Below are 26262 nucleotides of genomic sequence, written 5' to 3'. Positions count from 1 at the left end.
CGAACTGCGGTCTGGCACGGCCTTTGCTGAATGAATGCCGTGTTCAGCAAATCACCCCGGGAAGAGCCGGTTTTCCGGTTGGGGTGCCATAGGAGGAAATCATGCAGATCTCGGCTGTCGATACGCATCCGCGCACACCTCTTCCATTCTATCGTCACCTCTATTTCCAGGTGATCGTCGCCATCGTCGCCGGCATGCTTGTCGGTCACTTTTATCCGGATTTCGGCGCCAGCCTGAAGCCGCTCGGCGACGCCTTCATCCGCCTCGTCAAGATGATCATCGCGCCGGTGATCTTCCTGACGGTGGCCACCGGCATTGCCGGCATGTCGGACCTGAAGAAGGTCGGACGCGTTGCCGGCAAGGCGATGATCTACTTCCTCACCTTCTCCACGCTGGCGCTTGCCGTCGGCATGGTCGTCGCCAATGTCGTGCAGCCGGGTGCGGGCATGCATATCGATCCGGCCACGCTCGATGCCAATGCGGTCGCGACCTACGCCACCAAGGCGCATGAATCGACCATCACCGGCTTCCTGATGAACATCATCCCGCAGACCATCGTCGGCGCCTTTGCCGAGGGGGATATTCTGCAGGTGCTGTTCTTCTCGGTGCTGTTCGGCGTTGCGCTCGGCATGGTGGGCGATCAGGGCAAGCCGGTCGTCGACTTTCTCCAGTCGCTGACCAGCCCGATCTTCCGTCTGGTCGCCATCCTGATGAAGGCTGCACCCATCGGTGCCTTCGGCGCCATGGCCTTCACCATCGGTAAATACGGCATCGGCTCGGTTGCCAATCTCGCCTTCCTCATCGCCACCTTCTATCTCACCTCGTTCCTCTTCGTCTTCGTCGTTTTGGGCGCCGTCGCGCGCTACAACGGCTTCTCGATCATCGCGCTGATCCGCTACATCAAGGAAGAGCTGCTGCTCGTGCTGGGCACGTCCTCCTCCGAGGCTGCGCTGCCGGGCCTGATGCAGAAGATGGAAAAGGCCGGCTGCAAGCGCTCGGTCGTCGGTCTCGTCATCCCGACAGGCTATTCCTTCAACCTCGACGGCACCAATATCTACATGACGCTGGCGGCGCTGTTCATCGCGCAGGCGGTGGATATCCAGCTGTCCTTCGCCGATCAGATCCTTCTTCTGCTCGTCGCCATGCTGAGCTCGAAGGGTGCCGCCGGCATCACCGGCGCCGGCTTCATAACGCTGGCGGCGACACTGTCCGTCGTTCCCTCCGTGCCGGTCGCCGGCATGGCGCTGATCCTCGGCATCGACCGCTTCATGTCGGAGTGCCGCGCGCTCACCAACTTCGTCGGCAATGCCGTCGCGACGATCGTCGTGGCCCGTTGGGAAAACGAGCTGGATGTCGAGCGCCTCAACGAAGCGCTGAGCGGCAACGCCCTGCCGCTGCCGGAAGAGGTTCCGGTGCTCCAGCCGGCCGAATAAGCCGCGTACCATCTTACGGTCCCGCCAAGGCGGGGCCGCACCGCCCGGGTCCTGTGCCCGGGCGTTTTGCCGTCAGGAGGCGATCCGGCGGTTCAGTCGCGCGCGGGCAGGAGGGTTGCAAGCGGCAGCACCGTTTCCTCCTTCACCGTCTTGGTGACGATGTAGGTGAAGTAGCGGTCGATGCCGAGTTCGCGGTCGAGCAGACCGTCGACCAGCCGCTGGTAGGCATCGATATCGGGGGCCATGATGCGCAGGATGTAATCCACGCCGCCGCCGACGGACCAGCAGGCCACGATTTCCGGCGTGGCCGCCACGGCGCGCTCGAAGCGCTCGAAATCCGCCTGCCGGTGATTGGCCAGCGTCACTTCCATCATCACGCTGGCCACCGGAGCGACGCGCCGCACGGCCACGCGCGCATGATAGCCGGTGATGATACCGGCCTTTTCGAGCTTGCGCAGCCGCAGCCAGCAGGGCGTGGGGGAAAGGCCCGCCTTTTCCGCCAACGCCAGCTTGGTGATACGCCCGTTCTCCTGAATGGCTTCCAGGATGCGCAGGTCGATGGCGTCGAGTTTCATGCGGGCGCTCTCCGGGCGGCGTCAGGTCGGGTGGCGACCTGCTATATCCGAATTGCAGCTTCCGGCCTATCTCTCCCGTGTCGCGTCGTGCCGGCTCTCCACCATATCCGGCGCGTCCGTGGTCAGGATATGGCGGCCGATGCGGGCACGGGCATGTCGGCGGGGGTGATCCAGACGCGCCCGTCGAAGGCGAGTTCGCCGCCGGCGAGCTTGCGGCTGGCGATGGCCTCGATGAGGCCGAGCTTGGTGGTGACGTCGCCGATCGTGCCGTCATCGACGATGCAGACCGCCTGGCACCTGCGCTCGTCGCGCATGACGAGGAGCGTGTGCTGGCCATCTTGCCTCATCTTGCCCGGCATCGTCATCAGTGTCATTCGGCGTCTCCTTCCGTTCGGAATATCGAGCCCCCGGTCGGCGAAGGTCCGGGAGTTTGGTTAATAAAAGGTTAACGCTACCGTCTTCATTCCCCGCATTGGGGTCGGCAGCCGCGTGGTAATGCGCCGGCCGTTGTTTCGTTCCAAAGCATAAGGACAATTCCTGCCGCTGCGCGAGGCATGCGGTTTGCGCCGGAGCGGCGATCGGAAAAGAACGTTCCGAAAAGAAGTCTATAAAAGAGATGGAATTTATATTTTCCGCGCTGTGGGCGACACGCACCGCAGCGGCGCCTGCCGCGGTCGCGCGTAAACCGCGCCGCGATACCGTGTGAGAAAAGCGGAAATGAAGGAAATCGTCACGGTCGGGCAGAAATCGCGCCGTCAAGCCGCCCTTGAGCCGACGCGGGGCTTCGCTGCCACGTCAGACAATGGCGCCGGCAGAGCCGGCGCAAGAGCATGTTATGGTCAAGTCTTCTCCGACCGTCTCACGAGCTGGCCCTGTTCGGCCTTGTAGAAATACTGGCTCGCGACAAGCCATCCCTTGAGCGGGCGCAACGGCGGAATACAGGTGAGCAGCATGAACGGGCCGGTCACGAAAAGCTGTGTCAGCAGCGATGCGTTGTAATTGACCTCCAGCCACACGGCGAGCGCGGCGCTGGGGATACAGGCAAAGATCATGACGAAGAAGGCGGGCCCATCGGCGGGGTCGGCAAAGGAATAGTCCAGCCCACAGGCCTCGCACCGCGGCGCCATTTTCAGGAAACCCTTGAACAGGTGGCCCTGGCCGCAGCGCGGACACCGGCCGCGAATCCCCGTCTGGAGGGGCGGAAGTGCGGGATAGGTCTCACTCATGACGTCTGCCTTTCCGAGCCATTCAATCCTGTCATTCAATGCAGTCATATAGATGTGTTCATACGGCCAATCTGTCGATTAGACATGATGACGCAGGGCTGTATCAGAAGAAGGAACCCGCCATCTCCGGTGGCCTTTCCAGTGCATGCGCCATGAATTCCAATGCGGATTGCAGCTGCCCACGCGCCATCGGCCCGCCGAGACAGACCCGCACCGCTTCGGGCGGCACGCCATCGACGGTGAAGGCATCGCTGGCGACCACTCCCAGACCACAGCTGCGCATATGGGTGCTGAAGATGGAGCGGGTCCAGCCATGCGGCAACGGCAGCCAGATGTTGAAGCTGATGGCGTCGGCGCCGTAGCTTCCGGCAGGCAGCAGCCGAGCAACGATTCCCTGCCGCGCGGCCGCTTCAGCGCGCAGAAAGGCGAGGATCGCATCCGCAGTGCCGTCGCCGATCCAGCGGGTGGCGAGCGCTGTCGTCAGCGGCGAGGCCATGACATTTCCGCTGCGCATTGCCCCGGCGAAGGACCAGAGGGCGCGGCTGTCATCCGGCGCCGCAACATAGGCAAGGCGCAGGCCCGCACCGATGCACTTGGAAAGTCCGCCGATATACCAGGTGAGTTCAGGGGCGAGCGAGGCCAGAGCCGCCGGTCCCTGCGCCGGCAGGAAGCCGTAGGCGTCATCCTCGATAATGGGCACGCGGTAACGCCTTGCGATCTCCACGATCGCCTGGCGTCGGGCTTCCGGCATGGTCAGCGTCAAAGGGTTCTGCAGTGTCGGGTTGAGATAGAGCGCCTTGGGCTGCTCGCGTTCGCAGGCCTCGGCAAAAGCATCCGGCTGGATGCCGTCCGCATCCATCGGCAGGCCACAGAGCCGAAGCCGCAACTGCGCGGAAATGGAGCGCAGGCCAGGATAGGTTATATTTTCGGACAGCACGGTCTCGCCAGGCTTTGCGAGCGTCGCAAGAATGGCAAGCAGCGCCGGGTGTGCGCCGGGCGTCACGAAAATGCGCTCTGTCGGCGCGTTCACGTCGCGGCGGGCAAGCCAGGTTGCGGCCGCCTCCTTGTCCATCGCAGCGCCGCCGAAACCCTGGTAGCGCAGGAGCGGCAGGAGATCGGACGAAAGGGCGGCAAGCCCGTCGCGCATGCGGGCGACGAGTGCGGGATCGTCCGGTTCTGGCGGCATGTTCATGGACAGGTCGAGAACGGCGGCGCGGCGGCTGTCCGGGTCTGCCGCGATCGATATGTTCACCTGCGGGCTTTCGATGCGGGCGACAAAGGTACCGCGACCGACATGGGACTGGACGAGCCCGCGCTTCTGCGCCTCGACATAGCCGCGTGCCACGGTGGTGACGTCGATGGCGAGCCGGCGGGCAAGATCGCGATGGGTCGGCAGCTTGTCGCCGGCCGAAAGCTGGCCGCTTTTCAGGTCCAGTTCGATCAGGTCGGCAATCGCCATATACAGGGGGCTGCTGCTTCGGCCGAGATCGGGATGCCAGGTCTTCATGTCACAGGTTTCCAGTCAAGCGCATATTGACTGTCTATTGCCTGTAGGCCTGCCTGTCATCAGGAGAAAGCGGCGTTGCTGGCTTCTTCCGTTTCAGACTGACGAGGGCCGCCGTGGCGACCCTCGTCCTTTCATGTCAGCCGAGAACGGCCTTCACCGCATCGGCGGCCGCCTTCACGACGATATCTGCCTCTTCCTTCGTCAGGCAAAGCGGCGGCGCAAAGCCCAGGATGTCGCCCTGCGGCATGGCGCGGCCGATGACACCGCGCTCGAGAAGGGCGGCAGAGACCTGCGGGCCGATCTTCTTCGCCGGATCGAAGAAGACCCGATCGTCGCGGTCCTCGACGAATTCGACCGCCGCCATCAGGCCGTCGCCGCGAACGTCACCGACATGCTTGTGGTCGCCCACGGCCTTGGCGAGTTCGCTGCGGAAATAGGCGCCGACGGTACCTGCGTTCTCGACGAGACCGAGTTCATCGACCAGCTCCAGATTGGCGACGCCGGCCGCCGCGCAGATCGGATGCGAGGAATACGTCCAGCCATGGCCGATCGGGCCGAGCTCGTCCGAGCCCTTGACGAGGACCTCCCAGACCTTGTCCGAAACGATGGTGCCGGAAAGCGGCGCATAGGCGGAGGTGAGGCCCTTGGCGATGGTGATCAGCGCCGGCTTCATGCCGTAATGATCAGACCCGAACATCGTGCCGAGACGACCGAAGCCCGTCACGACCTCGTCGGCGACCAGCAGCACGTCGTACTTGTCGAGCACGGCCTGGATCTTCTGCCAGTAACCCTTCGGCGGAGGGACGATGCCGCCGGTGCCGAGGATAGGCTCACCGATGAAGGCCGCCACGGTGTCCGGCCCCTCGGCCAGGATCATTTCTTCCAGCTTGTCGGCGCAGTATTGCGCGAACTGCTCCTCGTCCATGGAGCGATCCGGCCGGCGGAAGAAATAGGGGGCTTCCGTGTGCAGGACCGGAGCGCGCGGCAGGTCGAAGGCATTGTGGAAGACGCTGAGACCGGTCAGCGAGCCCGTCATAACGCCGGAGCCGTGATAGCCGCGCCAGCGGGAAATGATCTTCTTCTTCTCGGGGCGGCCCAGAATGTTGTTGTAGTACCAGATCAGCTTGATGTTCGTTTCGTTGGCGTCCGAGCCGGACAGACCGAAATAGACGCGGCTCATGCCTTCGGGCGCGCGGTCGATGATCATCTTGGCGAGCGTGATCGAGGCTTCCGTCCCGTGGCCGACATAGGCGTGATAATAGGCGAGATTCTTGGCCTGCTCGGCTATCGCATCGGCGATCTTTTGGCGGCCGTAGCCGACATTCACGCAATAGAGGCCGGCAAAGGCATCGAGGCTCGTCTTGCCGCTGGTATCGGTGATGTAGACGCCTTCGCCGCCGCCGATGACACGGGTCGGCGTTTCGCCGCGCGCATGCATGCCCATATGTGTGGAGGGATGGAAGAAGTGGTCGCGGTCCCAGGCGGTCAGTTCGTTGCGTTGGTCCAGCATGGTCTTTCCTTTCAATGTTCCCGGCGCCGTCAGGCGGCGGTGTCGATGCAGAGATATTTCAGTTCGGTGAAGGTCTCCATGCCGTGGCGCGAGCCCTCGCGGCCGAGACCGGATTGTTTCCAGCCGCCGAAGGGGATCTGGCCACCGGTGATCTTCACGCGGTTGATCGCCACCATGCCGTATTCCAGCGCGCGGGCAAGCCGCATCTGGCGGGCGCCGTTTTCGGTCACGACATAGGCGACGAGGCCGTATTCGGTATCGTTGGCGCGCTCCACTACCTCCGCTTCGCTGTCGAAGACGCTGATGCCGGCGACCGGGCCGAAAGTCTCTTCACGCATGATCAGCGCGTCGTCGGGCACGTCGGCGAGAAGCGTCGGGGTATAGAACAGAGGGCCGGCCGGATGGCGGCTGCCGCCTGTCAGCAGCGTTGCGCCGCGCGCGACAGCGTCTGCCACCTGTTCCTCCACCTTTGCGATGGCGCGTTCGTGCATCAGCGGACCGATCTCGACGCCGTCCTCCAGCCCTGTACCGACCTTTAGCGCTTGTATGCGGGCTTGGAAGGCTGCGGTGAAGGCTGCGAGCGCCGGACGCTCGACATAGATGCGGTTGGCGGCAAGGCAATCCTGCCCGGAGGTCGCGAATTTCGCGTTGACCGCGATGTCGGCGGCCTTGTCGATATCGGCATCGGCGAAAACGATCATGGGGGCGTGGCCGCCGAGTTCCATGACGAGCCGCTTCATGGTGGGTGCGCACTGGCCGGCGATCAGCTTGCCGATCTCGGTCGAGCCGGTAAAGCTGAGGGCACGCACGCGGGCATCGGCGTTCATCCGGCCGACGATGGTGGCGGCATCGCCGGTCACCACATTGAAAACGCCGGCAGGTAGACCTGCCCGTTCGCCGAGTTCGGCAAGGGCAAGTGCGGAAAGCGGTGTTTCGCTGGAAGGGTGGGCAACGACGGTGCAGCCGGCGGCAAGCGCTGCTGCGGCCTTGCGCGTCACCATGGCGGACGGAAAGTTCCACGGCGTCACGATGCCCACGACGCCGAGCGCCTCGCGGCGCACGATCATCTCGGCGCCGGGCAGGTGGCTGGTGACGCTTTCGGCGTTGAGGCGCTTTCCTTCCTCGGCATACCACTCGATGAAAGACGCCGCGTAGTCGATCTCGCCACGGGATTCGGCCAGCGGCTTGCCCTGTTCCAGCGTCATCAGCAGCGCCAGGTCCTCGCGGGCCTCCAGCATCAGGTCGTGCCATTTGCGCAGAATTTTCGCGCGCTCCTGCGGCAGCCGGTCCCGCCATGCCGGAAAGGCGCGGCTTGCGGCGGAAATCGCCTGATCCGTCTGCGTGCCGTCGAGGGCGGCGACCCAGCCGAGCGCCGTGCCGGAACCGGGGTCGATCACCGCGAAATTCGCGCCATCACGCCCGGCCACCCAGCGGCCATCGACATAGGCAAGGCTGCGCAGCAGGTGCGGATCGGCAAGACGGGCAAGGGCCTCGTGAAAGGCGGGGCGGGCGAATGTGGCGGTCATGAAGGCCTCCTCTGGTGTGCAGAAAGTCTGCCAGAGGATGGCGGTCAGATTGTCTATTGGGTGGGGAGAGTGCAGAGAGTTGGGCCAAATGAGCGCAACGGCGTAGACAATCTCTCTACTAGGTGGCTTTGCCTACCGCGCATCCTCACGGATCATTGCGGCACCCTTTTCCGCCACCATCATGGTCGGCGCGTTGATGTTGCCGGCGGTGATGTTGGGAAAGATCGAGGCGTCGATCACGCGCAGGCCCGCCACGCCATGCACCCGCAGCCTGCTGTCGACGACTGCCGTGCGACCATCCGGGCCCATCGCGCAGGTGCCGCACGGATGGTAGATCGAACCGGCATTCTCGCGGAAATAGTCAAGCAGCGCGGCGTCGCCGTCGATTGCCGGGCCGGGAGACACTTCCTCTGAGGTCACCGCGGCGAGGGCTGCGTGCGCCGCAATCCGCCGCACCAGCCGGCTGCCTTGCAGAACCTCCGCGATATCCCGTTCCGTGGAGAGATAGTTGGGCCGGATCGCCGGCGCGACACGCGGGTCGGTCGAGGTGATCGCCACGCTGCCGCGGCTTTGCGGCCGGCAGGCGTTGAAGCAGATCAGGTAGCCGGGATAGGGCTCCGGCTTCAGCCCCGCCTTCGGCTCGGCTGGAATGCGATAGGAGAGGGGATTGAAATAAAGCTGGATGTTCGGCGCGACCTCATCCGGTGTGCCGCGAAAGAAACCGCCCGCCTGGTTGACGCTCATGGCGAAAGGGCCCTGGCGGGTCATGAGATATTGCAGCCCAAGCCGCGCCTGGCCGAACAGGCTGGCGAATGCGCCGTTCAGCGTCGGCGTGGTCGCACGGTAATAGTAACTCGCGCAGAGATGATCCTGGAGATTCCGCCCCACCGCGGGCAGATGCCGGCGCACGGGAATGCCGAGGTCGTTCAGCCGGTCGCCGTCGCCGAGGCCGGAAAGCTGCATGATCTGCGGACTGCCGATGGCGCCTGCCGCCAGCACCACCTCGCGCCGTGCGATGAAGTTGCGCGTCACGCCGTTCTGGATAACCGCGATGCCGTTGACCCGACTGTCTTGCGCAAAGGTCAGCCGCTCGACCAGCGCATCGCGCTCGATAGCCAGATTGGGACGGCCGAGCGCCGGGCGCAGATATTCCGCGCTGGAATGCGAGCGGCGGCCCTTGTTGGTGTTGATATCGTAGACGCCCGCGCCTTCGATGTCGGCGCCGTTGAAATCCGCATTCATCGGCAGGCCAAGTGTGCGGCAGCTTTCAAGGAAAGCGCCGGTGATGGGGTGCGTCATGCCGCGCATCGGCGTGACATGGATCGGCCCGTCGCCGCCATGCCAACCGGACGCGCCGCCGGCATGGGTTTCCATCTGACGGAAATAGGGCAGCACATCGTCGTGGCTCCAGCCGGGATTTCCGGCGCGCGCCCAGTCGTCGAAGTCGGCTTTTGCTCCGCGCACGAAGATCATGGCGTTGATCGCGCCTGAGCCCCCCTGCACCTTGCCGCGCGGTACATAGACGCGCCGGCCGTTCAGCGCGGCTTCCGGCTCGCTGTAGTACATCCAGTTCACGCGCGGATCGTAATAGCTGCGGGCATAGCCGACAGGGATCTGGAACCAGAAGGACCGGTCGCTGCCGCCGGCCTCCACGATCAGCACGGAATTGCGGCCGTCCTCGCTAAGGCGGCTCGCCAGGATGCAGCCCGCCGATCCCGCTCCGACGACGATATAGTCGTATTGCATGGGCGCGCCCTCAGCCGCGTGCCGGGGCAAGCGCCTTCACGTCGACCGGCTCGCTCGCCATCTGCAGGTGCAGGCGCTCGCCGGTATAGGGCGAATGGCGTTCCACCACGTCGAGATCGAGTTCGATGCCGAGGCCGGGCTCGCGCGAGGGGATGATATAGCCGTCCTCGACGGTGAGCTTCGTTTTCACGATCTCGGCATGAAAACCGGAGAAGTCCACGATGGCCTCGTGGATGAGGAAGTTCGGTGTCGCGGCCGAGAGCTGGATGCTGGCGGCCGCACCGACGGGGCCGTTGTAAAGGTGAGGGGCGATCTGCGCATAATGCGCCTCTGCCATGCCCGCGATCTTCTTGGCCTCCAGAAGGCCGCCGACGCGCGCCACGTTCATCTGGAGAATGGAAGCGGCTTTCTCCTCCAGCACACGCTGGAATTCGTACTTCGTCGTCAGCCGCTCGCCGGTCGAGATCGGGATGGAGGTTGCCCGCGCGACCTCGGCCATCGCCGCCTCTTGGCCGGGCGGCACCGGCTCTTCGAACCAGAGAGGATCGTATTTTTCCAGGCGCCGCGCGAGGCGGATCGCCGAGGAGGGCACCATCTGCCCGTGCGTGCCGAACAAGAGGTCGGCGCGGTTGCCGACAGCATCGCGGATCTTGCGACAGAACGCCTCGCAGCGGTCCATCACGGCGAGCGAGAGCTGATGGCCGGAATAATCCGTATAGGGGCCGGCTGGATCGAACTTGACCGCGGTGAAGCCCATGTCGACCATCTTAACGGCATAGTCGGCCGCAAGGTCCGGGTCGTTGTAATCGTATTCGCCGGCCGCGTTGACGGGATAGAGATAGGTATAGGCGCGCAACCTCTCATGTACCGTGCCACCGAGCAGATCGCAGACCGGACGGCCCGCAGCCTTGCCGATAATATCCCAGCAGGCGATCTCCAAACCGGAGACGATACCCATCATGGTCGGGTCAGGACGCTGGGTGAAGCCGCTGGAATAGGCTGCCCGCCAGAAGCGCTCGATGCGGTGCGGATCATGGTCCAGCAGGTAACGCTCGAAGACGTCATCGATCAGTGCGGTCATCGCGGCCGGATGAAAGGCGGTGGCGTAGATCTCGCCGACGCCCTCGATGCCGCATTCGGTGCGCAGCCGCACGAAGATCCAGTACATGCCGCCGATATGCGGCGGCGGCACCGCGACGATGTGGGTGGTGAGAGAGGCGATCTTCATGGTTTCCCCCGTCCTGGTGAAAATCGGTGAGCGCTGTCAGTGCTTGAACACGACGAGCCGCGTCTGGGTGAATTCCAGCATGCCGTGTTTGCCGTCATCACCGCCGAGGCCGGATTTCTTCCAGCCGGCGTGGAAGCCCTGATAGGGATCGGCGGGCAGGCGGTTGACGTAGAGTTCGCCGGCCTCGATGGTGGCTGCGGCGCGCATGGCCTTGCGATAGCTCTCGGTAAAAAGCACGGCGCTGAGGCCGTATTGATGGTCGCTCGCCAGCGCCAGCGCCTCCTCGAAGGTGGCATAGCGCAGCACGGCGAGAACCGGTCCGAACACCTCCTCGCGCACGATTTCCATATCCTGCCGGCAGCCGGAAAGCAGCGTGAGCGGATAGAAGAATCCCGGGCCTTCGGGCAGGAAGCCACCAGTTTCCACCATGGCGCCGTCGGCCCGCGCGCTCTCCACCATGGCATGGACGCGCTGGCGGGCCGCGTCGCTGACGAGCGGGCCCATGCGCGCGGGATCCTCGGCACGGTCGCCGAAAGCCTGCGCCGAAAACGCCTGCCGTAGGCTCGCGAGCAGGCGGTCATGCACCTTTTCATGGACATAGAGCCGTTCGGGACTGGTGCAGACCTGGCCGCAATGGTTCATCTTGGCCGCGACGATCATCGCCGCGACCGCATCGATATCGGCATCGGGCTCGACGACGACAGGCGTCTTGCCGCCCAGTTCCAGTGAGGGTTTGGCGATGTTTGCCTTGCAGTAATCGAGGACGGCCTGCCCCGCGGCCACGCTGCCCGTCAATGTGATCATGCCCACGGCCGGATGGGTGCAGAGCGCACGGGCGGTGTCATGGTTCATGGCGAGAATGCTGACGAGCCCCTCCGGCAGACCCGCCGCCTGCACCGCCTCCGCAAAGACCAGGGCGGATAGCGGCGTATTGTTGCTTGGCCGTACGACCACCGCATTGCCGGCAATCAGTGCTGGCGCGATCTTCCGCACCAGCGTGTAGATCGGATAGTTGAACGGGATGAGGCAGGCAACGACGCCGACGGGCTCGCGGCGCAGGATGAGCGTCTCGTCGGCATTGTCGCTCTGGATGACTTCGCCTTCGATACGCCGCGCCCATTCGGCGTGGTAGCGCATCAATTCGACGCCGTAGGTCACTTCACCGGTCGCATCGTCGAGGCTCTTGCCGGATTCGGTCGCGAGTGCCGCGCCAATCTCGCAGGCGCGGGCCGTCAGCGCGTCGGCAAGCCGCCGCAGCGCATCGCCGCGCGCGATGGCGGGCAGAGCGCACCACGCGGCTTGCGCCTGCCGGGCGGCTGCCACAGCAGAAAGAGCCTCGGCCTCGGTGGCAGCGGGCACGGCGGCGGCGATCTCTCCCGTCGTGGGATTGCGCACGGCAATCGTCTCTGACGATGCGGGCGGCACAAAACGGCCGGCAAGGAAGTTGCGGAATTCGCGCATGTATCTCACCCTGGCTGGTCCCCCTCTGCTGGAGGGAGGCCGGGAGAGGATGGCCAAGCGGCGCACGCCGCCTCTCCCCGCGCCGGCCCGCCGGGCAAGTGTCGCGGGGGTAGCGGGAATGCGCAAACGAGGAATTTTCGGGTGAAGCATTCCGCCGGGGAATGCTTCAAGACTCAGCACGCTCGCCCCGCCTGTGCGAAGAGCCATGTGCGGAAAGCCGCTAGCGAGGGGGACGCTGCGGCACGCGGACGGGTCACAAACCAGTAGGATTCATGGCCGCCGACAGCGATATCGAAAAGCTGCCGCAGCGTGCCGGCAGCGAGGTCGGCGGCCACCATGGACCGGTCGGCGATGGTGACGCCAAGGCCCGCGCGGGCCGCTTCGATTGCGAGATCCAGCACATCGAATTCGAGGCCGTGGCTGGTGTCGAGTTCGGGAAAGCCGGCTGCATCCAGCCAGTGCCGCCAGGTGAGGTAGCGCTGGTCGGGCGCGGAAAGCACATGCAGGAAGGTGAATTGCGCGAGGTCACCGGGTGTGGCAAGCGGCCTGCCGTCGACGAGGCCGGGAGCCGCGACGACGATGTGTTCCTCGCTCATCAGCAGGCTGGCGTCGAGCGTGGGCCACTCGCCGTCACCGAAGCGGATGGCGCAGTCGAGCAGGCCACGCTCCGCAAGGCTGTCGACGGCCTCGGTGCCGATGCTGATATCGATGTCTGGCAGGGTGCGGCGCAGATCGGCGAGCCTTGGCATCAGCCAGCGCCTGGCAAAGGTCGCGGGAACATTGATGCGCAGCCGGTTGCGGTTCTGCTTGTCGGCGATGCCGCGCAGGGAGGTCTCGATGTCATGGAATGCCTGCTGCACGGTTTCCAGCAAGGCGGCCCCCGCAGGCGTCAGCTCGAGGCGGTGATGGCGGCGGATGATCAGCGGCTCGCGGATATCGTCCTCGAGGCTCTTGATCTGCTTGCTGACGGCGCTCTGCGTGAGGTTCAGCCGCTCGGCCGCCCGCGTGAAGCTGCGGGTCTGGCCGACCACTTCGAAGACCTTCATGGCCGAAAGACCGGGGAGTTTGCGCATCGTCCTCTCATGCGGCATCTCAATCGCCTGCATCATACGCAAAGACGCCGGACGGCATAGCGAAATGGGCGGCTGAGGGCCGGATTACGGGGCTTTCCACATGATGACGCGGTCGCGTCCGGCTTCCTTCGCCTTGTAGAGCGCCTTGTCGGCCCGCGAAATGCCGGCTTCCAGACTTGTCTCGGAATCGAAGATGAAAAAGCCGATGCTGACGGTGATGGTCAAGTCATCGTGGTCGATCCCGAAGGGCGTGGCGCCAACGGCACAGCGCAGCTTTTCCGCCGCAGCCTCGATCGCCGCGCTATCCGGACGCCGCATCAATATTGCGAATTCCTCGCCGCCCATCCGCCCGAAGCAATCCTGCGGCTCCAGCGCATCCAGGCAGCGGCGGGTGAAGTCCACCAGCACGCGGTCGCCCACGCTGTGGCCGTAGCGGTCATTGATCGACTTGAAGTGATCGATATCGAGCATCAGGAAGGAGAACGCGGCGCTACGGTCGCGGCTTTCTGCATGCAGGCGTGCGGCCTCGTCCATCAGGCGGCGGCGGTTCATCGCGCCCGTCAGCGAGTCGGTCTCGGCAAGTGTCTTCAGCTCGCGCGCCGCGGCGCGCTCCTGCGTCACGTCGATATAGAGGTTGATGTTGAAGTTGCCGATCGTGCGGTGGCGGAACTGGATCGTCCGCGTTCGGCCGGTTGCCGTGGCAACCTCGAGGTCGAAAGGCGTCATCTCCCGCTGCTCGGCGCGGGCGGCGGCAATCGAATCGTACCACTGTTTGCGGGCGTAGGCGCGGTACTCGGGATCGGGATAGGCAACGCGCCACCAGTCCTCGATGTCGGAAATGTCGTCCTGCGAGAAGCCGAACAGCTCGTTGAAGGTGGAGTTCGCGAACTGGATCTGGTCGTCGGCGCCCGCGATCTCAAAGCCGAAGGGCAGCCAGTTGAGCAGAGACATCATATTGTCCTGCCAGCCCGCGAGCGCGACGGAGCCCTGCGGTGGCGCGTCCATGAAGGTGAACAGGCGCAGGACTTCGTCCTCCACCGCAATCTTCGTGACCTGCACCATGAGCGAGCGTTCCTGGCCCTGCACCTGCGCCGGGATGATGAATGGCTCGCCCGGCGTGCCGACGGGCGCGACATTCCAGATCTGGCCGAGCATGCGGGTTGCCTCGGGGCCGACGAGCTCTTCCATCGGGCACTGGCCAATGGCTTCGAGGCCGCGGCCGAAGAGGATCGCGGCGTTGCGGTTGGCCTGGCGCACGACAAGCTGCTGCATCTCGACGAGCACAAGCGGCGCGCCGACACAGTTCATCCAGAAATCAACGTCCTGACGGGAGCGGCCGGAGGCGGGCATGCCTTCGGATGCTGGCTCCTGCGGGAGCAGAACTTCCATTGCGATTTCGGGCATGCTCATGCGCTCGCTTCTCGCTTCGGACCGCGGTTTCATTCCGTCATCGCCGGAAGCTAGCCTATGAGATGTAAGGATTTGGTTTATGGATCGGCGCCGCCACCCGCGCCGGAAAGTGTGGTGGCGGCGTCGGCGCCGTCAGGCATAACGCGCGACGGCGAGGTCGGTGGCGTCGATCTCGGGCTTTCGACCGGAGACGAGGTCGGCGATCACGCGGGCCGAGCCGGAGCTCATCGTCCAGCCAAGCGTGCCGTGGCCGGTGTTGAGATAGAGGCCGGCGATCTTCGTCGGCCCGATGACAGGGGTGCCATCGGGTGTCATCGGGCGCAGGCCGGACCAGAAGCTCCCCTTCGACACGTCGCCGCCGGGGAAGAGATCGGTGACGGAATGCTGCAGCGTCAGGCGGCGCGGTTCGCCAAGATCGTTGGTATAGCCCGAGATTTCCGCCATGCCGCCGACGCGGATGCGGTCGCCGAGCCGCGTGATGGCGATCTTGTAGGTCTCGTCCATTACGGTGGAGACCGGCGCGCGCGTCTCGTCGGTGATCGGGATCGTCAGCGAATAGCCCTTGACCGGGTAGACCGGCAGGCGGATGCCGTGCGCGCGCACGAGCAGGGGAGAGAAGCTGCCGAGCGCCACGACCACGGCATCGGCCTCGATGCGGCCATGGGCCGTGATGACGCCGGTGACGCGTCCGGCCTCCACATCGAGCCCGCGAATGATGCTGCCGTAATTGAAGCGAACGCCGAGCGCGGCGGCCTTGGCGGCAAGCGCATTGGCGAATTTGAAGCAGTCGCCGGTCTCGTCCTTCGGCGTCAGCAGCCCGCCGACGATCTTTTCACGCACATGCCCGAGCGCCGGCTCCACGCGGATGCAGCCTTGCGGATCGAGCACCTCATAGGGAATGCCGTCGGCGGCGAGCGCCTTGACGTCCTTTGCCGATGCGTCGAGCTGGGCTTGCGTGCGAAAGAGCTGCAGCGTGCCCTGCATGCGCTCGTCATAGGAGATGTCGGTCTCCTCGCGCAACGCGGCGAGCGCCACGCGGCTGTAATCGGCGAGCCGCAGCATGCGGCTCTTGTTGAGCGCGTAGCGGTCCGACGTGCAGTTGCGCAGCATTTGCGCCATCCAGGACAGCATGGCCATATCGACCTTGGGACGCAGGATGAGCGGAGCATGCTGCATGAACAGCCATTTCATCGCCTTCATCGGGATGCCCGGCGCGGCCCAGGGCGAGCAATAGCCGAAGGAGACCTCGCCGGCATTGGCATAACTGGTCTCCAGTGCCGGGCCGGGCTGGCGGTCGACGACCGTGACGTCGTGGCCGGCGCGCGCGAGCTGGTAGGCGGATGTGACACCGACGATGCCGGCGCCGAGAACGATGACTTTCATGATGCCCTCGAAGGAAAGAGACGGTGTCAGCGATAGGTGCGCTGGTAGCGGTTTCCGAGACCGGTCAGGATCTCGTAGGAAATGGTGCCGGCGTCGCGGGCGACATCCTGCAGCGTCTGGTTGGGACCCAGCAGCTCGACACGGCTGCCGAGCGTGAGGCGCCCCTCCGGCAGTGCGGAAATGTCGATCGTGATGCTGTCCATCGAGACGCGGCCCACGATGGGAAGGCGAATGCCGTCGCAATAGACGGCGCCGCGGCCCGAGAGACTGCGCGGCAGGCCGTCCGCATAGCCGGCGGCAATGGTGGCAAGACGGGTCTCGCCCGTCACGATATGGGTGCCGCTATAGCCGACACGCGCGCCCGCCTGCACCGTGCGGGTCTGTACCACCGATATGTCGAGGCTGACGACCGGCTGCATCGGATTTGCCCGGCCGAAAACCGGCGCGCCGCCATAGAGCGCGATACCGGGGCGGGCGAGCACGCCGTGATAAGGCTGGCCGAGAAAGATGCCACCGGAGTTGGCAAAGCACAGGTCGAACTGCGCGAAGGTGGCCGCGACGGCCTGCATCTCGGCAAGCTGGCTGGCGTTTTGCGCGCTCTCGGCGTCGTCGGCGCTGGCAAGATGGCTCATCACGAAAAGTACGGCGATCCCCGCTTCGGCTTTCACCAGAGCCGCGAGCACTTCGCGCTCCTCCGGCGGCACGCCGAGGCGCGACATGCCGGTGTCGAACTGGAGGACGGCGGGAAGGATGCGGCCCGCAGTCTTCGCCGCGCCGGCCCATTGCCGCCACTGCTCGAGCGAGTTGATGACCGGCACGATGCCGTGGCGTGCACAGGCACTTTCATTGCCAGGCAGAAGGCCGTTCAGCACGAAGATGCGGGCATCGTCGGCCAGCAGCGGGCGAAGCCGCAGGGCCTCGACGAACTGGGCTACGAAGAAATGGCGGCAGCCTTCCGCATAGAGCCGAGGCGCAACACGGTCGGCGCCCAGCCCGTAAGCATCAGCCTTTACCACGGCGGCGGCGCGTGCCGGGGAAACTTCCGCCGTCAGCCGTGCATAGTTGCGGGCAAGCGCGGCCAGATCAATGGTGAGGTAGCCGGACGCGCCGCCGATCTCTTCGCTGATGTGTCGTGATGTTACGCCGTCCATACCCGTCCCCCGAGCCTTTTATCGAAGCCTAGTGAAACGATCGTGAAATTTCCGGCCGATGAGTGCTTGATTGTTGTGTGCTTGCATGATTGTTGGAAGAAACGTTGATGTTTCGGAACAATCTGCCATGGCCGCTCTCGATACGATCGACCGCAACATCCTGCGGCTTCTCCGGCTCGATGCGCGAATGAGCAATGCCGCGCTCGCCGCGGAAGTGGGGCTGTCGCCCTCCGCCTGCCTGCGGCGCATCCGGCTGATGGAAAAAGCGGGTGTTATCAGGGGCTATACGGCGCTCGTCGATACCGGGAGTGCCGAGGCGACGATCGCCGTCATCATCAACATCACGCTGGAGCGCCAGACGGAGGACCATCTGGATCGCTTCGAGGCGGCGGTGCGTCGGCACCCGGAAATCCGCGAATGTTTCCTGATGACGGGCGGCTCGGATTATCTCCTGCGTGTCGAGGTCGCCAATGCCGGCGACTTCGAGCGCATTCACAAGGAAATCCTGTCGGCGCTGCCGGGCGTCCAGCGCATCCATTCCAGCTTTTCGATCCGCAATGTGCTGGCGACACGCCCGCGGGGCCGGCGGTAGCCAATGTCCAGCCGAAGCGGACCAGACGGTCAGTCGGTGACCGCCATGCGCAGCTCCGCCTCGCGGCCGAGCATCGTCATCCATTCCGTGTATTTCGGCTGGTTGCGGATCTGCCGGCCATAGTGGCGGCGCAGGGCTGCTGTCAGATCGCCGCCGCGGCCAAGCTGCTCGTCGGCAAAACCGATCATCTGCGAATTCGGCCAGGCCTGCGGGCGGATCTCGACGAGACGCCGGAACAGGTCTTCGGCCTCCTCGCCCGGGTTCGCCTGCGCCATCAGGGTCAGCATGGCGGCCGTGGAGCGGGATATGCCCATATGGCAATGGACGAGGAGGTGGCTCTGCGCGTCCTGCTCCTGCCGGGCGAGGAAATCGCTGCCGAAGGCGAGCACCGCCGCCACGTGATCGGGGTGCGGCATCACGCGGTCGGGTATCGCGGAAATGATGTCGTGGAAGCGCAACGTCGTGCGATGATGCTGTCCGTAGGTTGCGAAGGCCTCCAACTCCGGCAGGTCTGGGTCGACGATGGACAGGACATGGGTGACGGCGCGGTCGCGCTGCCCGGGCAGTTCATCGATGCCGCACACCGTCAGCACGGGCGAAAAGATCATGTCCATATTCGTATCCTCGCAAATTCCACTCATGACCGACAGGGCGTCGGGAAACGATAGATAGTCAAATGCGAGCCGCGCGACAACGAAGCGTTTTGCCGCTGAGCGGCAATCTGCGCGCGGCGGCGGCCACGCCATCTTGCAAAATGCGAAGCCGGGGCGCACTGATCCGTATCCCCGGGCAGGGATGACCCGGAGGCGAACCGCGACATTTGAGGTATGACGCATGGAAATTCTGACGGCAGCCGGGCTGACGGCGCTCTTGCAGGTTATTGCAATCGATCTGGTGCTGGCGGGGGACAATGCCGTGGTCATCGGTCTTGCCGCGGCGGGGCTCGATCCCGCCCAGCGAAAGAAGGCCATTCTCGTCGGCATCATCGCGGCCACTGTGCTGCGCATCATTTTCGCCACCGTGGCTGTGCATCTTCTGGCCATTATCGGCCTGCTCCTGGCCGGCGGCCTGCTTCTGCTGTGGGTCTGCTGGAAGATGTGGCGCGAACTGCGTGGCGGGCATAGTGACACCGATGGCCTGCCGGCCGAAGGCGCGCCGAAGAAGACGTTCATGCAGGCTGCGACCCAGATCGTCGTCGCCGATGTCTCCATGTCGCTGGATAACGTGCTGGCCGTTGCCGGCGCGGCGCGCGAGCATCCGAGCGTGCTCATCGTCGGCCTTGCGCTCTCCATCGCGCTGATGGGCATTGCGGCGAACTTCATCGCCCGCCTTCTCAACAAACATCGCTGGATCGCCTATATCGGCCTTGCCATTATCCTCTATGTCTCGCTCGACATGATCTATCGCGGCGCGGTCGAGGTGCTGCCATACGTGCCGATCGACTGACGCGACGAAAAAGGCCGGGATGAACCCGGCCTTTCGTTTCGTTCAGTGCTGCACCGCGGGCGTGCCTTCCGGCTCCTCCTCGGACATGGTCGACCGTCCGTGCTGGACGAGCGGGCGGTTGCCCGCGATCCGGCGCAGCAGCACATAGAAGACCGGCGTCATGAAGATGCCGAAGAAGGTCACGCCGATCATGCCGCAGAACACGGCAAGACCCATGGCCGAGCGCATTTCCGCGCCCGCGCCGGTCGACAGGACGAGCGGCACGACGCCCATGATGAAGGCCATGGAGGTCATGAGGATCGGGCGAAGACGCAGGCGGCTGGCTTCGATGGCCGCCTGGATCGGGGTTCGGCCTTCGAATTCCAGTTCGCGGGCGAATTCCACGATGAGAATGGCGTTCTTCGCCGATAGTCCCACCAGCACCACAAGGCCGATCTGGGTGAAGACGTTGTTGTCGCCGCCCGTGTACCAGACCCCGGCGAGCGCGGCGAGCACGCCCATCGGTACGATCATGATGATGGCGATCGGCAGCGTCAGGCTCTCATACTGCGCGGCAAGCACGAGATAGACGAGCAGCAGCGCGAGCGGGAAGACGACGATGCTCGAATTGCCGGCCAGGATCTGCTGGTAGGTCAGGTCCGTCCATTCGAAATCGATGCCGGCGGGAAGCGTTTCCGCAGCGATCTTCTCGATGGCGACCTGTGCCTGACCCGACGAGAAGCCTGGCGCAGGCCCGCCGTTGATGTCGGCGGCGAGGAAGCCGTTGTAGCGCGTGGTGCGTTCCGGCCCCGTCGTCGCATCCACCTTCAGGAGGGCGGAAAGCGGGATCATTTCGCCCGACTGCGAACGCACCTTCAGCTGGCCGATGTCTTCCGGCTTGGCGCGGAAGGCGGAATCAGCCTGCACGCGCACGCTGTAGGTGCGCCCGAAGGCGTTGAAGTCGTTGACGTAGAGCGAGCCGAGATAGATCTGCAGGGTCTCGAACACATCCGTAACCCGGACGCCGAGCTGCTGGGCCTTCGCCCGGTCGAGATCGGCGTAAAGCTGCGGCACGTTGATCTGGAAGCTGGAGAACAGGCCGGCCAGTTCCGGCGTCTGGTACGCCTTGCCGAGGAAGGCCTGGGTCGCCTCGTTCAGGGCAGTATAGCCAAGGCCAGCGCGGTCCTCGATCTGCAGCTTGAAGCCGCCCGTCGTGCCGAGACCGTTGACCGGCGGCGGCGGGAACATGGCGATGAAGGCGTCCTGAATGCCAGCGAATTTCTGGTTCAGCTGCATGGCGATGGCACCGCCAGAGAGATCCGGCGTCTTGCGCTTGTCGAAATCGTCGAGAACCGCAAACACGATGCCGGAATTCGAGCCGATGGTGAAGCCGTTGATCGACAGGCCCGGGAAGGCGATGGCATGCGCCACGCCCGGCTGTTCCAACGCAATCGCGCTCATCCTCTTGATGACGTCTTCGGTGCGGTCGAGGGTCGCGCCATCGGGCAACTGTGCGAAGCCGACGAGATACTGCTTGTCCTGCGCCGGCACGAAGCCGCCCGGCACGGCATTGAACACCGTGTAGGTCGCGCCGACGAGGGCGAGATAGACCAGCATGACCAGCGACTTTCGGTTCACCAATGCGCCGACGCCGCGGCCATAGCCGTTACCGGCCGCGCCGAATGCCCGGTTGAAGCCGCGGAAGAACCAGCCGAACAGGCCATCCATCACACGGGTCAGCCAATCCTTCGGCGCGTGATGATCCTTCAGGAGCAGCGCGGCAAGGGCAGGGGACAGGGTCAGTGAATTGATGGCCGAGATGACCGTGGAGATGGCGATGGTCAACGCGAACTGGCGGTAGAACTGACCGGACAGGCCGCTGATGAAGGCGAGCGGCACGAAAACCGCGACGAGCACCAGCGCAATCGCGATGATCGGGCCCGACACCTCGCGCATCGCCCGGTAGGTGGCGTCGCGTGGACTCAGGCCGTTTTCGATGTTGCGCTCCACGTTCTCCACCACGACGATCGCATCGTCCACCACGATGCCGATGGCCAGCACGAGGCCGAACAGCGTCAGCGCGTTCACCGAGAAGCCGAAGGCATACATGACGGCGAACGTGCCGATGATGGAAACGGGCACGGCGAGCAGCGGGATGATCGAGGCGCGCCAGGTCTGGAGGAAGAGAATGACGACGAGCACGACGAGCGCGATGGCTTCGAGCAGCGTATCAACGACCTTGTCGATGGAGGCGCGCACGAATTCCGTCGTATCGTAGACGATCTCGTACTTCACGCCGTCGGGCATGGCGAGCTGGAGCTGGTCCATGGTGGCACGTACGCTGTCGGCGATCTCGATGGCGTTGGAACCCGGCGCCTGAAGCACGGCGACGGCGACGGCAGGCTGCCCGTCGAGCAGGGAGCGCAGCGTGTAGTCGGCGGCACCGAGTTCGACGCGTGCGACATCCCTCAGGCGGGTGATCTGTCCCTCGGGCCCGGCCTTGACGATGATGTTGCCGAATTCCTCGGGGGTGCGCAGACGGCCCTGGGCATTGACGTTGAGCTGGAGGTTGACGTCGTTTGGCGTCGGGGAAGCGCCGATGATGCCGGCGGCCGCCTGCACATTCTGTTCGCGGATGGCGTTGCTGATATCGCTTGCCGCCAGCGCATGCTCGGCGGCCTTCTGCGGATCGATCCACACGCGCATCGCATAGTCGCCGGCGCCGAAGACCTGCACCTGCCCGACACCTTCGATGCGGGCGAGGCGGTCCTTGATGTTCAGCGTGGCGTAGTTGCGAAGATAGGTCACGTCATAGCGGTCAGTCGTCGAGACCAGGTTCACCACCATGATGAAGTCGGGCGAGCTCTTGACCGTGGTCACGCCGAGCGAGCGCACCTCCGCCGGCAGGCGCGGCTCGGCCTGGGATACGCGGTTCTGCACGAGCTGCTGGGCCTTGTCGGGATCGGTGCCGAGCTTGAAGGTGACCGTGAGCGTCAGCACGCCGTCCGACGTCGCCTGACTGTTCATATACAGCATGTCCTCCACGCCGTTGATCTGCTCTTCGAGCGGCGTGGCGACGGTTTCGGCGATGACGACGGGGTTGGCGCCCGGATAGACGGCACGCACCACGATCGAGGGCGGAACGACTTCCGGATATTCGGAAATCGGCAGGGCGCGCATGCCGATCAGGCCTGCCACCACGATGAGGATCGATAGAACCCCGGCAAAGACGGGGCGATCCACGAAGAAACGGGAGATGTTCATTTTGCACCCTCTCCAGGATGAAATTCGGACGAACGAGCCCACCCGGCGGGCAAGGCTCCGCCGGCGGACATGGATTTGCATGCAATCGGGGCGGGGCCTTTACGTCGCCCCGCCGGCCGCCGTTACTTCACGGCGGCGACGCTTTCTTGTTCCTGCGGATCGACCACGATGCCGGGGCGAACGCGCTGCAGGCCGTTGACGACCACCTTGTCCCCATCGGCAAGGCCGCTTTCGACGATACGCTCGTTGCCGGACAGGCTACCGAGCACGACAGGCCGGTAGGTGACCTTGTTCTCCTTGTCGACGACGAAGACGAACTTCTTGTCCTGGTCGGTGCCGACGGCCTTTTCGCTGACGAGGATCTTGCTCTCGGCCTTTGGCTCGCCCATGCGGATGCGCACGAACTGGCCGGGGATCAGGCGATTGCCGGGATTGTCGAACACGGCGCGCACGGCAATCGTGCCGCTGGCCGCATCCACCTCGTTGCCGATCAGCTGGAGCTTGCCGTGGATGGGCGTGCCTTCGTCGGCGAGCGTGCCGACCTCCACCGGGATCTGCTCGATCGGGGGCAGTGCGCCTTCGGATGCGGGTAGGGCTGCAAGCGCCGCCGCAACCGTTTCCTCGCTGACATTGAAGCTCGCATAGATCGGATCGACGGAAACGAGCGTCGTCAGCGCCGGGGAGGCCGAGCCGCCCGCCACGAGGTTGCCGGTGGTGATCTCCACCCGGCCGACGCGGCCGGCGACGGGTGCGCGTACATTCGTATAGCTGAGTTCGAGCTCAGCGGCATCGAGCGTGGCACGCGCGGTGGTCAGCGCCGCTTCGGCCTCGGCCACCGCGTTCAGGCGCTGGTCGATATCGCTTTGCGAGATGCTGTTGCTTTGCGCGAGGCGTTCGCCGCGCTCAAGCTGGGTTCTGGCGAGTTTAACCCGGGCCTCGGCGGAGGCGAACTGGCCCTTCGCCTGCGTCACCGCCGTCTGGAAGGGCTGGGGATCGATGGTGAAGAGCAGGTCGCCGGCCTTCACCAGCGCACCCTCACGGAAGTTGACCGACTGGATGGCGCCCGAAACGCGCGAGCGAACCTGCACGCGTTCGATGGCCTCCAGGCGGCCGGAGAATTCCTGCCATGTCACCACATCGCGGTTCTCGACAACCGTCACGGTGACGGGCACCGCGGGAACCTCAGCGGAGACGGTCGCCTCGGCCTTGGCGGCGGTGGCGGGCAGTTGGAAGATCAGGGCTGCGGCAGAAGCAGACACAGCCAGTCCCAGGCCGGCGCCCGTGAGGGCCCAGCGCTTGCGCTTCGACATCATTGTTTTCTCCAGTGCGGCTTGGGTCCGCGTTATGTTTTCAATTCAAATCAGGCAGTGCTTATATTGTGAACGAAACCGGAGAACTGGTCGGCGACGACGCCTGCCCAGTTCCCGGCACCATTGGGTGTCCCGCTGTAAATCGTTGGCCAGCCTGTTCCCGCGGGAAGGACATGCTGCTGAACCTTGACGCCTGCCGCGCTGAGGCTTGCGGCATATCCCAGGCCCTCGTCGAGAAGCGGATCGTCCTCAGAGGACAGGATGAGCGCCGGTGCAAGGCCCGTAAGGCGCGAGCACATCGACGGTGCGGCATAGGGGTGGCAGACCCCGCCGCTGAGATAGTGGCTCCAACCGTCGGCCCAGCGGCTGCGCATGCCGATGGCGTCCGCCTTGCGGAAAGATGGGGTGGCCATGAAGGGATCGAGCAGCGGCGACAGCAGGACCTGGCCGTCGAGCTCGTCGGCGAAGTGATCCCGCGCCTTCAGCGCAACGCCGGCCGCGACATTGCCGCCCGCTTCCTCTCCGCCGATCAACAGAAGCGACTTGCGGTCGCCGAGACCGGCGCGCTTCTTGGCCAGATAGGAAAAGATGGAAAAGCCGGTTTCGAGCGGCTGCGGAAAGACGCTGCCGTCCTCGTTATAGTTCGGCACGGCGACGATGGCGCCGGTGCCGGCAATGCATTCGGCGAGCGGGCAATGGGTGAGGCCCGACTGCATGAACGCGCCGCCGTGGAAATAGAGCAGGACCGGTGCGCCCTTGGCGTACTCCGCTCCCTGATAGACGCGCACCGACACGGGGCCGGAGGCCACCTTGTCGAACGTCATATCCTTGATTTCCACCGGCATCGATTTTGTCCTGTGGCCCTGTTGGAAATAGGAGGGGCCCTCACCATTTATATCGTTAGTCATTGCACCCAGATAAGTGTGGTAAAATTGATTTCACTGTTCGATAACTCGAACAATCATGTCTTCCATAGCGGGAATGTTCCATGGATCAGCTTTCTGCGATGCGCGTTTTCCTTCGTGTCGTCGAGATGGGAAATTTCACCCGGGCGGCCGATACCCTGGGCATGCCCAAAGCCACTGTCAGCAATCTCATTCATAATCTCGAGGCGCATCTTCAGACCAAGCTGCTGAACCGCACGACGCGCCGGGTGATGGTGACGACGGACGGCGCGCTCTACTATGAACGGGCGAACCAGATCATCACCGAGATCGATGAATTGGACGGCAGCCTTTCGCATTCCCGCACCAATCCAAGCGGCCGCCTGCGCGTGGAGATGTCCGGCGCCTTCGCCGATCTTGTGGTCATTCCGGCGCTGAAGGAGTTCCACGAGGCCTATCCCGATATCAGCATCGACCTTGGTGTCGGCGACCGGCCGGTGGATTATCTCGCGGAGAATGTCGATTGCGCGCTCAGGGCAGGCGCGCCGGGCAACACGTCGCTTATCGCGCGGCGGGTTGGCGAGGTCGACCTCCTGGCCTGCGCGGCGCCCGACTATATAGCTGCCTTCGGTACACCACAGCATCCGGCGGAGCTCGAAACCGACCACCGTCTGGTGAACTACTTCTTCGCGCAGAACAACCGCATCATGCCCTTCGCGCTGACGCGCGGAGAAGAGAGGATTGAGATCAACGGCCGATATACCGTATCGACCAACGATGCGCGCAGCTATTCCACAGCCGCGCTTTCGGGGCTGGGCATCGCCCTGCTCGCCCGTTTCATGGCGCGCGGGGCGCTGGAAGATGGTCGGCTGGTGCCGGTGCTGGCCGACTGGCAGGTCGAGCGGCTTCAGCTCTACGTCGTCTATCCGCCCAACCGGCATCTCAGCAACAAGGTCCGTGTTTTCGTCGACTGGCTCGTGCGGCTGCTGGCGCGCTCGCAACTGGCCCCGCACGATTGAGCACGCTGTCGGTCGTAATGGCGAGATCTCAGCCTTGCTTCGGCTTCCAGTCGGCGGACGGGATCGTATTGATCATCCACGGCACGCCGAATTTGTCGGTCAGCGAGCCAAAGCCGGGGGACCAGAAGGTTTCGTCAAAAGGCATGCCCGGCCGCCCGCCGTCACAAAGCGCGTCATACCAGCGCTTCGCCTCGACCTTGTCGGTTGTGTGCAATGTCACGTCGAAGCCGTTCTTGGGCTTGCCGACATTCGGTGCCCACGCGACGTCCATGTCCGCGCCCATCAACGCCTGATCGCCGACCTGCAGCCAGCAATGCATAAGCCAGTCCTTGTACTTTTCGTCGCTGATGGGCATGTCCGGTGGCGCGGCGCTATAGGGCATGGCAGCCGTGATCGTCCCGCCGAGAACCTCGGCATAGAACTCGAACGCCTCCCGGCACTGGCCCTGGAAACTCAGGCTGGTCACGATCTTCACGATGCTATCCCTCCTCCCTAGAGTGACGCGTCACTATCCTACCGATCGGCATGGAGGTCAACCT

At 64.4% G+C, this 26262-nt stretch carries 22 protein-coding genes; 4 read left to right on the top strand and 18 right to left on the bottom strand.

Annotated features, from left to right (window positions below; all coding sequences use genetic code 11):
* Positions 1 to 101: 101 nt before the first annotated feature.
* The gene (locus MKI86_RS18555) at positions 102 to 1433 is read left to right on the top strand and encodes a dicarboxylate/amino acid:cation symporter (protein ID WP_241603955.1); all 1332 of its coding nucleotides are present in this window, start codon (positions 102 to 104) and stop codon (positions 1431 to 1433) included.
* 92 nt (positions 1434 to 1525) lie between these two features.
* On the opposite strand, the gene MKI86_RS18550 is transcribed toward MKI86_RS18555, so the two are convergent.
* From MKI86_RS18550 to alr, 13 genes are all read right to left on the bottom strand, one after another.
* Complete coding sequence (locus MKI86_RS18550) at positions 1526 to 2008, bottom strand: Lrp/AsnC family transcriptional regulator (RefSeq protein ID WP_241603952.1); 483 nt, start codon at positions 2006 to 2008, stop codon at positions 1526 to 1528.
* Positions 2009 to 2130: 122 nt separating this feature from the next.
* A complete protein-coding gene (locus MKI86_RS18545; protein WP_241603949.1) occupies positions 2131 to 2382 on the bottom strand; it encodes a hypothetical protein in 252 nt (83 codons plus the stop codon).
* Positions 2383 to 2847: 465 nt separating this feature from the next.
* Entirely contained in the window at positions 2848 to 3234 is a 387-nt protein-coding gene (locus tag MKI86_RS18540; protein ID WP_241603946.1) for a DUF983 domain-containing protein, read from the bottom strand.
* Between the two features lie 103 nt (positions 3235 to 3337).
* On the bottom strand, positions 3338 to 4741 hold the full coding sequence (locus MKI86_RS18535; protein WP_241603943.1) for an aminotransferase-like domain-containing protein: 1404 nt from the start codon (positions 4739 to 4741) through the stop codon (positions 3338 to 3340).
* A gap of 136 nt (positions 4742 to 4877) precedes the next feature.
* On the bottom strand, positions 4878 to 6251 hold the full coding sequence (locus MKI86_RS18530) for an aspartate aminotransferase family protein (RefSeq protein ID WP_241603939.1): 1374 nt from the start codon (positions 6249 to 6251) through the stop codon (positions 4878 to 4880).
* Positions 6252 to 6280: 29 nt separating this feature from the next.
* The gene (locus MKI86_RS18525) at positions 6281 to 7777 is read right to left on the bottom strand and encodes an NAD-dependent succinate-semialdehyde dehydrogenase (RefSeq protein WP_241603936.1); all 1497 of its coding nucleotides are present in this window, start codon (positions 7775 to 7777) and stop codon (positions 6281 to 6283) included.
* A 132-nt stretch (positions 7778 to 7909) separates the two neighbouring features.
* Positions 7910 to 9523: a GMC family oxidoreductase gene (locus MKI86_RS18520; RefSeq protein ID WP_241603933.1), complete on the bottom strand. Its 1614-nt coding sequence runs from the start codon at positions 9521 to 9523 to the stop codon at positions 7910 to 7912.
* Between the two features lie 10 nt (positions 9524 to 9533).
* Entirely contained in the window at positions 9534 to 10751 is a 1218-nt protein-coding gene (locus tag MKI86_RS18515; protein ID WP_241603929.1) for a mandelate racemase/muconate lactonizing enzyme family protein, read from the bottom strand.
* Positions 10752 to 10787: 36 nt separating this feature from the next.
* Positions 10788 to 12212 carry an aldehyde dehydrogenase family protein gene (locus tag MKI86_RS18510; RefSeq protein ID WP_241603926.1) on the bottom strand — a complete coding sequence of 475 codons (1425 nt, stop codon included), beginning with the start codon at positions 12210 to 12212 and terminating at the stop codon, positions 10788 to 10790.
* A 173-nt stretch (positions 12213 to 12385) separates the two neighbouring features.
* The gene (locus MKI86_RS18505; RefSeq protein ID WP_241603923.1) at positions 12386 to 13285 is read right to left on the bottom strand and encodes a LysR substrate-binding domain-containing protein; all 900 of its coding nucleotides are present in this window, start codon (positions 13283 to 13285) and stop codon (positions 12386 to 12388) included.
* Positions 13286 to 13369: 84 nt separating this feature from the next.
* Complete coding sequence (locus MKI86_RS18500) at positions 13370 to 14695, bottom strand: GGDEF domain-containing protein (protein ID WP_241603920.1); 1326 nt, start codon at positions 14693 to 14695, stop codon at positions 13370 to 13372.
* Positions 14696 to 14827: 132 nt separating this feature from the next.
* Positions 14828 to 16078: a D-amino acid dehydrogenase gene (locus MKI86_RS18495; protein ID WP_241603917.1), complete on the bottom strand. Its 1251-nt coding sequence runs from the start codon at positions 16076 to 16078 to the stop codon at positions 14828 to 14830.
* A 26-nt stretch (positions 16079 to 16104) separates the two neighbouring features.
* The gene (gene alr, locus MKI86_RS18490) at positions 16105 to 17229 is read right to left on the bottom strand and encodes an alanine racemase (RefSeq protein WP_241603914.1); all 1125 of its coding nucleotides are present in this window, start codon (positions 17227 to 17229) and stop codon (positions 16105 to 16107) included.
* A 127-nt stretch (positions 17230 to 17356) separates the two neighbouring features.
* On the opposite strand from alr, the gene MKI86_RS18485 reads away from it, so the two are divergent.
* Positions 17357 to 17821 (top strand): Lrp/AsnC family transcriptional regulator, encoded by a 465-nt coding sequence (locus tag MKI86_RS18485; protein WP_241603911.1) that lies wholly within the window; start codon positions 17357 to 17359, stop codon positions 17819 to 17821.
* Between the two features lie 29 nt (positions 17822 to 17850).
* Here MKI86_RS18485 and MKI86_RS18480 read toward each other — a convergent pair whose 3' ends face one another.
* The gene (locus tag MKI86_RS18480) at positions 17851 to 18435 is read right to left on the bottom strand and encodes a tyrosine phosphatase family protein (protein WP_241603907.1); all 585 of its coding nucleotides are present in this window, start codon (positions 18433 to 18435) and stop codon (positions 17851 to 17853) included.
* Positions 18436 to 18655: 220 nt separating this feature from the next.
* On the opposite strand from MKI86_RS18480, the gene MKI86_RS18475 reads away from it, so the two are divergent.
* Positions 18656 to 19267, top strand: coding sequence for a TerC family protein (locus MKI86_RS18475; RefSeq protein ID WP_241603904.1), 612 nt, complete (start codon positions 18656 to 18658; stop codon positions 19265 to 19267).
* Positions 19268 to 19309: 42 nt separating this feature from the next.
* Here MKI86_RS18475 and MKI86_RS18470 read toward each other — a convergent pair whose 3' ends face one another.
* From MKI86_RS18470 to MKI86_RS18460, 3 genes are all read right to left on the bottom strand, one after another.
* Complete coding sequence (locus MKI86_RS18470) at positions 19310 to 22510, bottom strand: efflux RND transporter permease subunit (protein WP_241603901.1); 3201 nt, start codon at positions 22508 to 22510, stop codon at positions 19310 to 19312.
* Positions 22511 to 22632: 122 nt separating this feature from the next.
* Positions 22633 to 23823, bottom strand: coding sequence for an efflux RND transporter periplasmic adaptor subunit (locus MKI86_RS18465; protein WP_241603898.1), 1191 nt, complete (start codon positions 23821 to 23823; stop codon positions 22633 to 22635).
* 47 nt (positions 23824 to 23870) lie between these two features.
* Positions 23871 to 24665: an alpha/beta hydrolase fold domain-containing protein gene (locus MKI86_RS18460; RefSeq protein ID WP_241603895.1), complete on the bottom strand. Its 795-nt coding sequence runs from the start codon at positions 24663 to 24665 to the stop codon at positions 23871 to 23873.
* A 143-nt stretch (positions 24666 to 24808) separates the two neighbouring features.
* Here MKI86_RS18460 and MKI86_RS18455 point away from each other — a divergent pair, with 143 nt between their 5' ends.
* A complete protein-coding gene (locus MKI86_RS18455; protein ID WP_241603892.1) occupies positions 24809 to 25723 on the top strand; it encodes a LysR family transcriptional regulator in 915 nt (304 codons plus the stop codon).
* 28 nt (positions 25724 to 25751) lie between these two features.
* Here MKI86_RS18455 and MKI86_RS18450 read toward each other — a convergent pair whose 3' ends face one another.
* The gene (locus tag MKI86_RS18450; RefSeq protein ID WP_241603889.1) at positions 25752 to 26198 is read right to left on the bottom strand and encodes a VOC family protein; all 447 of its coding nucleotides are present in this window, start codon (positions 26196 to 26198) and stop codon (positions 25752 to 25754) included.
* Between the last annotated feature and the right edge of the window lie 64 nt (positions 26199 to 26262).

It is taken from the genome of Shinella sedimenti, from assembly GCF_022601905.1.
Classification (GTDB): domain Bacteria; phylum Pseudomonadota; class Alphaproteobacteria; order Rhizobiales; family Rhizobiaceae; genus Shinella; species Shinella sedimenti.
The sequence above is the reverse complement of the archived record's forward strand: the minus strand, read 5'-3'. Positions and strand labels throughout refer to the sequence as shown.

What these genes read in the sequence shown, in the direction of transcription:
- alr (WP_241603914.1), bottom strand. Translation starts at nt 17,229, where the DNA reads ATGGACGGCGTAACATCACGACACATCAGCGAAGAGATCGGCGGCGCG.
- MKI86_RS18515 (WP_241603929.1), bottom strand. Translation starts at nt 10,751, where the DNA reads ATGAAGATCGCCTCTCTCACCACCCACATCGTCGCGGTGCCGCCGCCG.
- MKI86_RS18465 (WP_241603898.1), bottom strand. Translation starts at nt 23,823, where the DNA reads ATGATGTCGAAGCGCAAGCGCTGGGCCCTCACGGGCGCCGGCCTGGGA.
- MKI86_RS18455 (WP_241603892.1), top strand. Translation starts at nt 24,809, where the DNA reads ATGGATCAGCTTTCTGCGATGCGCGTTTTCCTTCGTGTCGTCGAGATG.
- MKI86_RS18495 (WP_241603917.1), bottom strand. Translation starts at nt 16,078, where the DNA reads ATGAAAGTCATCGTTCTCGGCGCCGGCATCGTCGGTGTCACATCCGCC.
- MKI86_RS18520 (WP_241603933.1), bottom strand. Translation starts at nt 9,523, where the DNA reads ATGCAATACGACTATATCGTCGTCGGAGCGGGATCGGCGGGCTGCATC.
- MKI86_RS18480 (WP_241603907.1), bottom strand. Translation starts at nt 18,435, where the DNA reads ATGGACATGATCTTTTCGCCCGTGCTGACGGTGTGCGGCATCGATGAA.
- MKI86_RS18475 (WP_241603904.1), top strand. Translation starts at nt 18,656, where the DNA reads ATGGAAATTCTGACGGCAGCCGGGCTGACGGCGCTCTTGCAGGTTATT.
- MKI86_RS18535 (WP_241603943.1), bottom strand. Translation starts at nt 4,741, where the DNA reads ATGAAGACCTGGCATCCCGATCTCGGCCGAAGCAGCAGCCCCCTGTAT.
- MKI86_RS18505 (WP_241603923.1), bottom strand. Translation starts at nt 13,285, where the DNA reads ATGCGCAAACTCCCCGGTCTTTCGGCCATGAAGGTCTTCGAAGTGGTC.
- MKI86_RS18470 (WP_241603901.1), bottom strand. Translation starts at nt 22,510, where the DNA reads ATGAACATCTCCCGTTTCTTCGTGGATCGCCCCGTCTTTGCCGGGGTT.
- MKI86_RS18545 (WP_241603949.1), bottom strand. Translation starts at nt 2,382, where the DNA reads ATGACACTGATGACGATGCCGGGCAAGATGAGGCAAGATGGCCAGCAC.
- MKI86_RS18555 (WP_241603955.1), top strand. Translation starts at nt 102, where the DNA reads ATGCAGATCTCGGCTGTCGATACGCATCCGCGCACACCTCTTCCATTC.
- MKI86_RS18500 (WP_241603920.1), bottom strand. Translation starts at nt 14,695, where the DNA reads ATGAGCATGCCCGAAATCGCAATGGAAGTTCTGCTCCCGCAGGAGCCA.
- MKI86_RS18550 (WP_241603952.1), bottom strand. Translation starts at nt 2,008, where the DNA reads ATGAAACTCGACGCCATCGACCTGCGCATCCTGGAAGCCATTCAGGAG.
- MKI86_RS18485 (WP_241603911.1), top strand. Translation starts at nt 17,357, where the DNA reads ATGGCCGCTCTCGATACGATCGACCGCAACATCCTGCGGCTTCTCCGG.
- MKI86_RS18460 (WP_241603895.1), bottom strand. Translation starts at nt 24,665, where the DNA reads ATGCCGGTGGAAATCAAGGATATGACGTTCGACAAGGTGGCCTCCGGC.
- MKI86_RS18530 (WP_241603939.1), bottom strand. Translation starts at nt 6,251, where the DNA reads ATGCTGGACCAACGCAACGAACTGACCGCCTGGGACCGCGACCACTTC.
- MKI86_RS18510 (WP_241603926.1), bottom strand. Translation starts at nt 12,212, where the DNA reads ATGCGCGAATTCCGCAACTTCCTTGCCGGCCGTTTTGTGCCGCCCGCA.
- MKI86_RS18525 (WP_241603936.1), bottom strand. Translation starts at nt 7,777, where the DNA reads ATGACCGCCACATTCGCCCGCCCCGCCTTTCACGAGGCCCTTGCCCGT.
- MKI86_RS18540 (WP_241603946.1), bottom strand. Translation starts at nt 3,234, where the DNA reads ATGAGTGAGACCTATCCCGCACTTCCGCCCCTCCAGACGGGGATTCGC.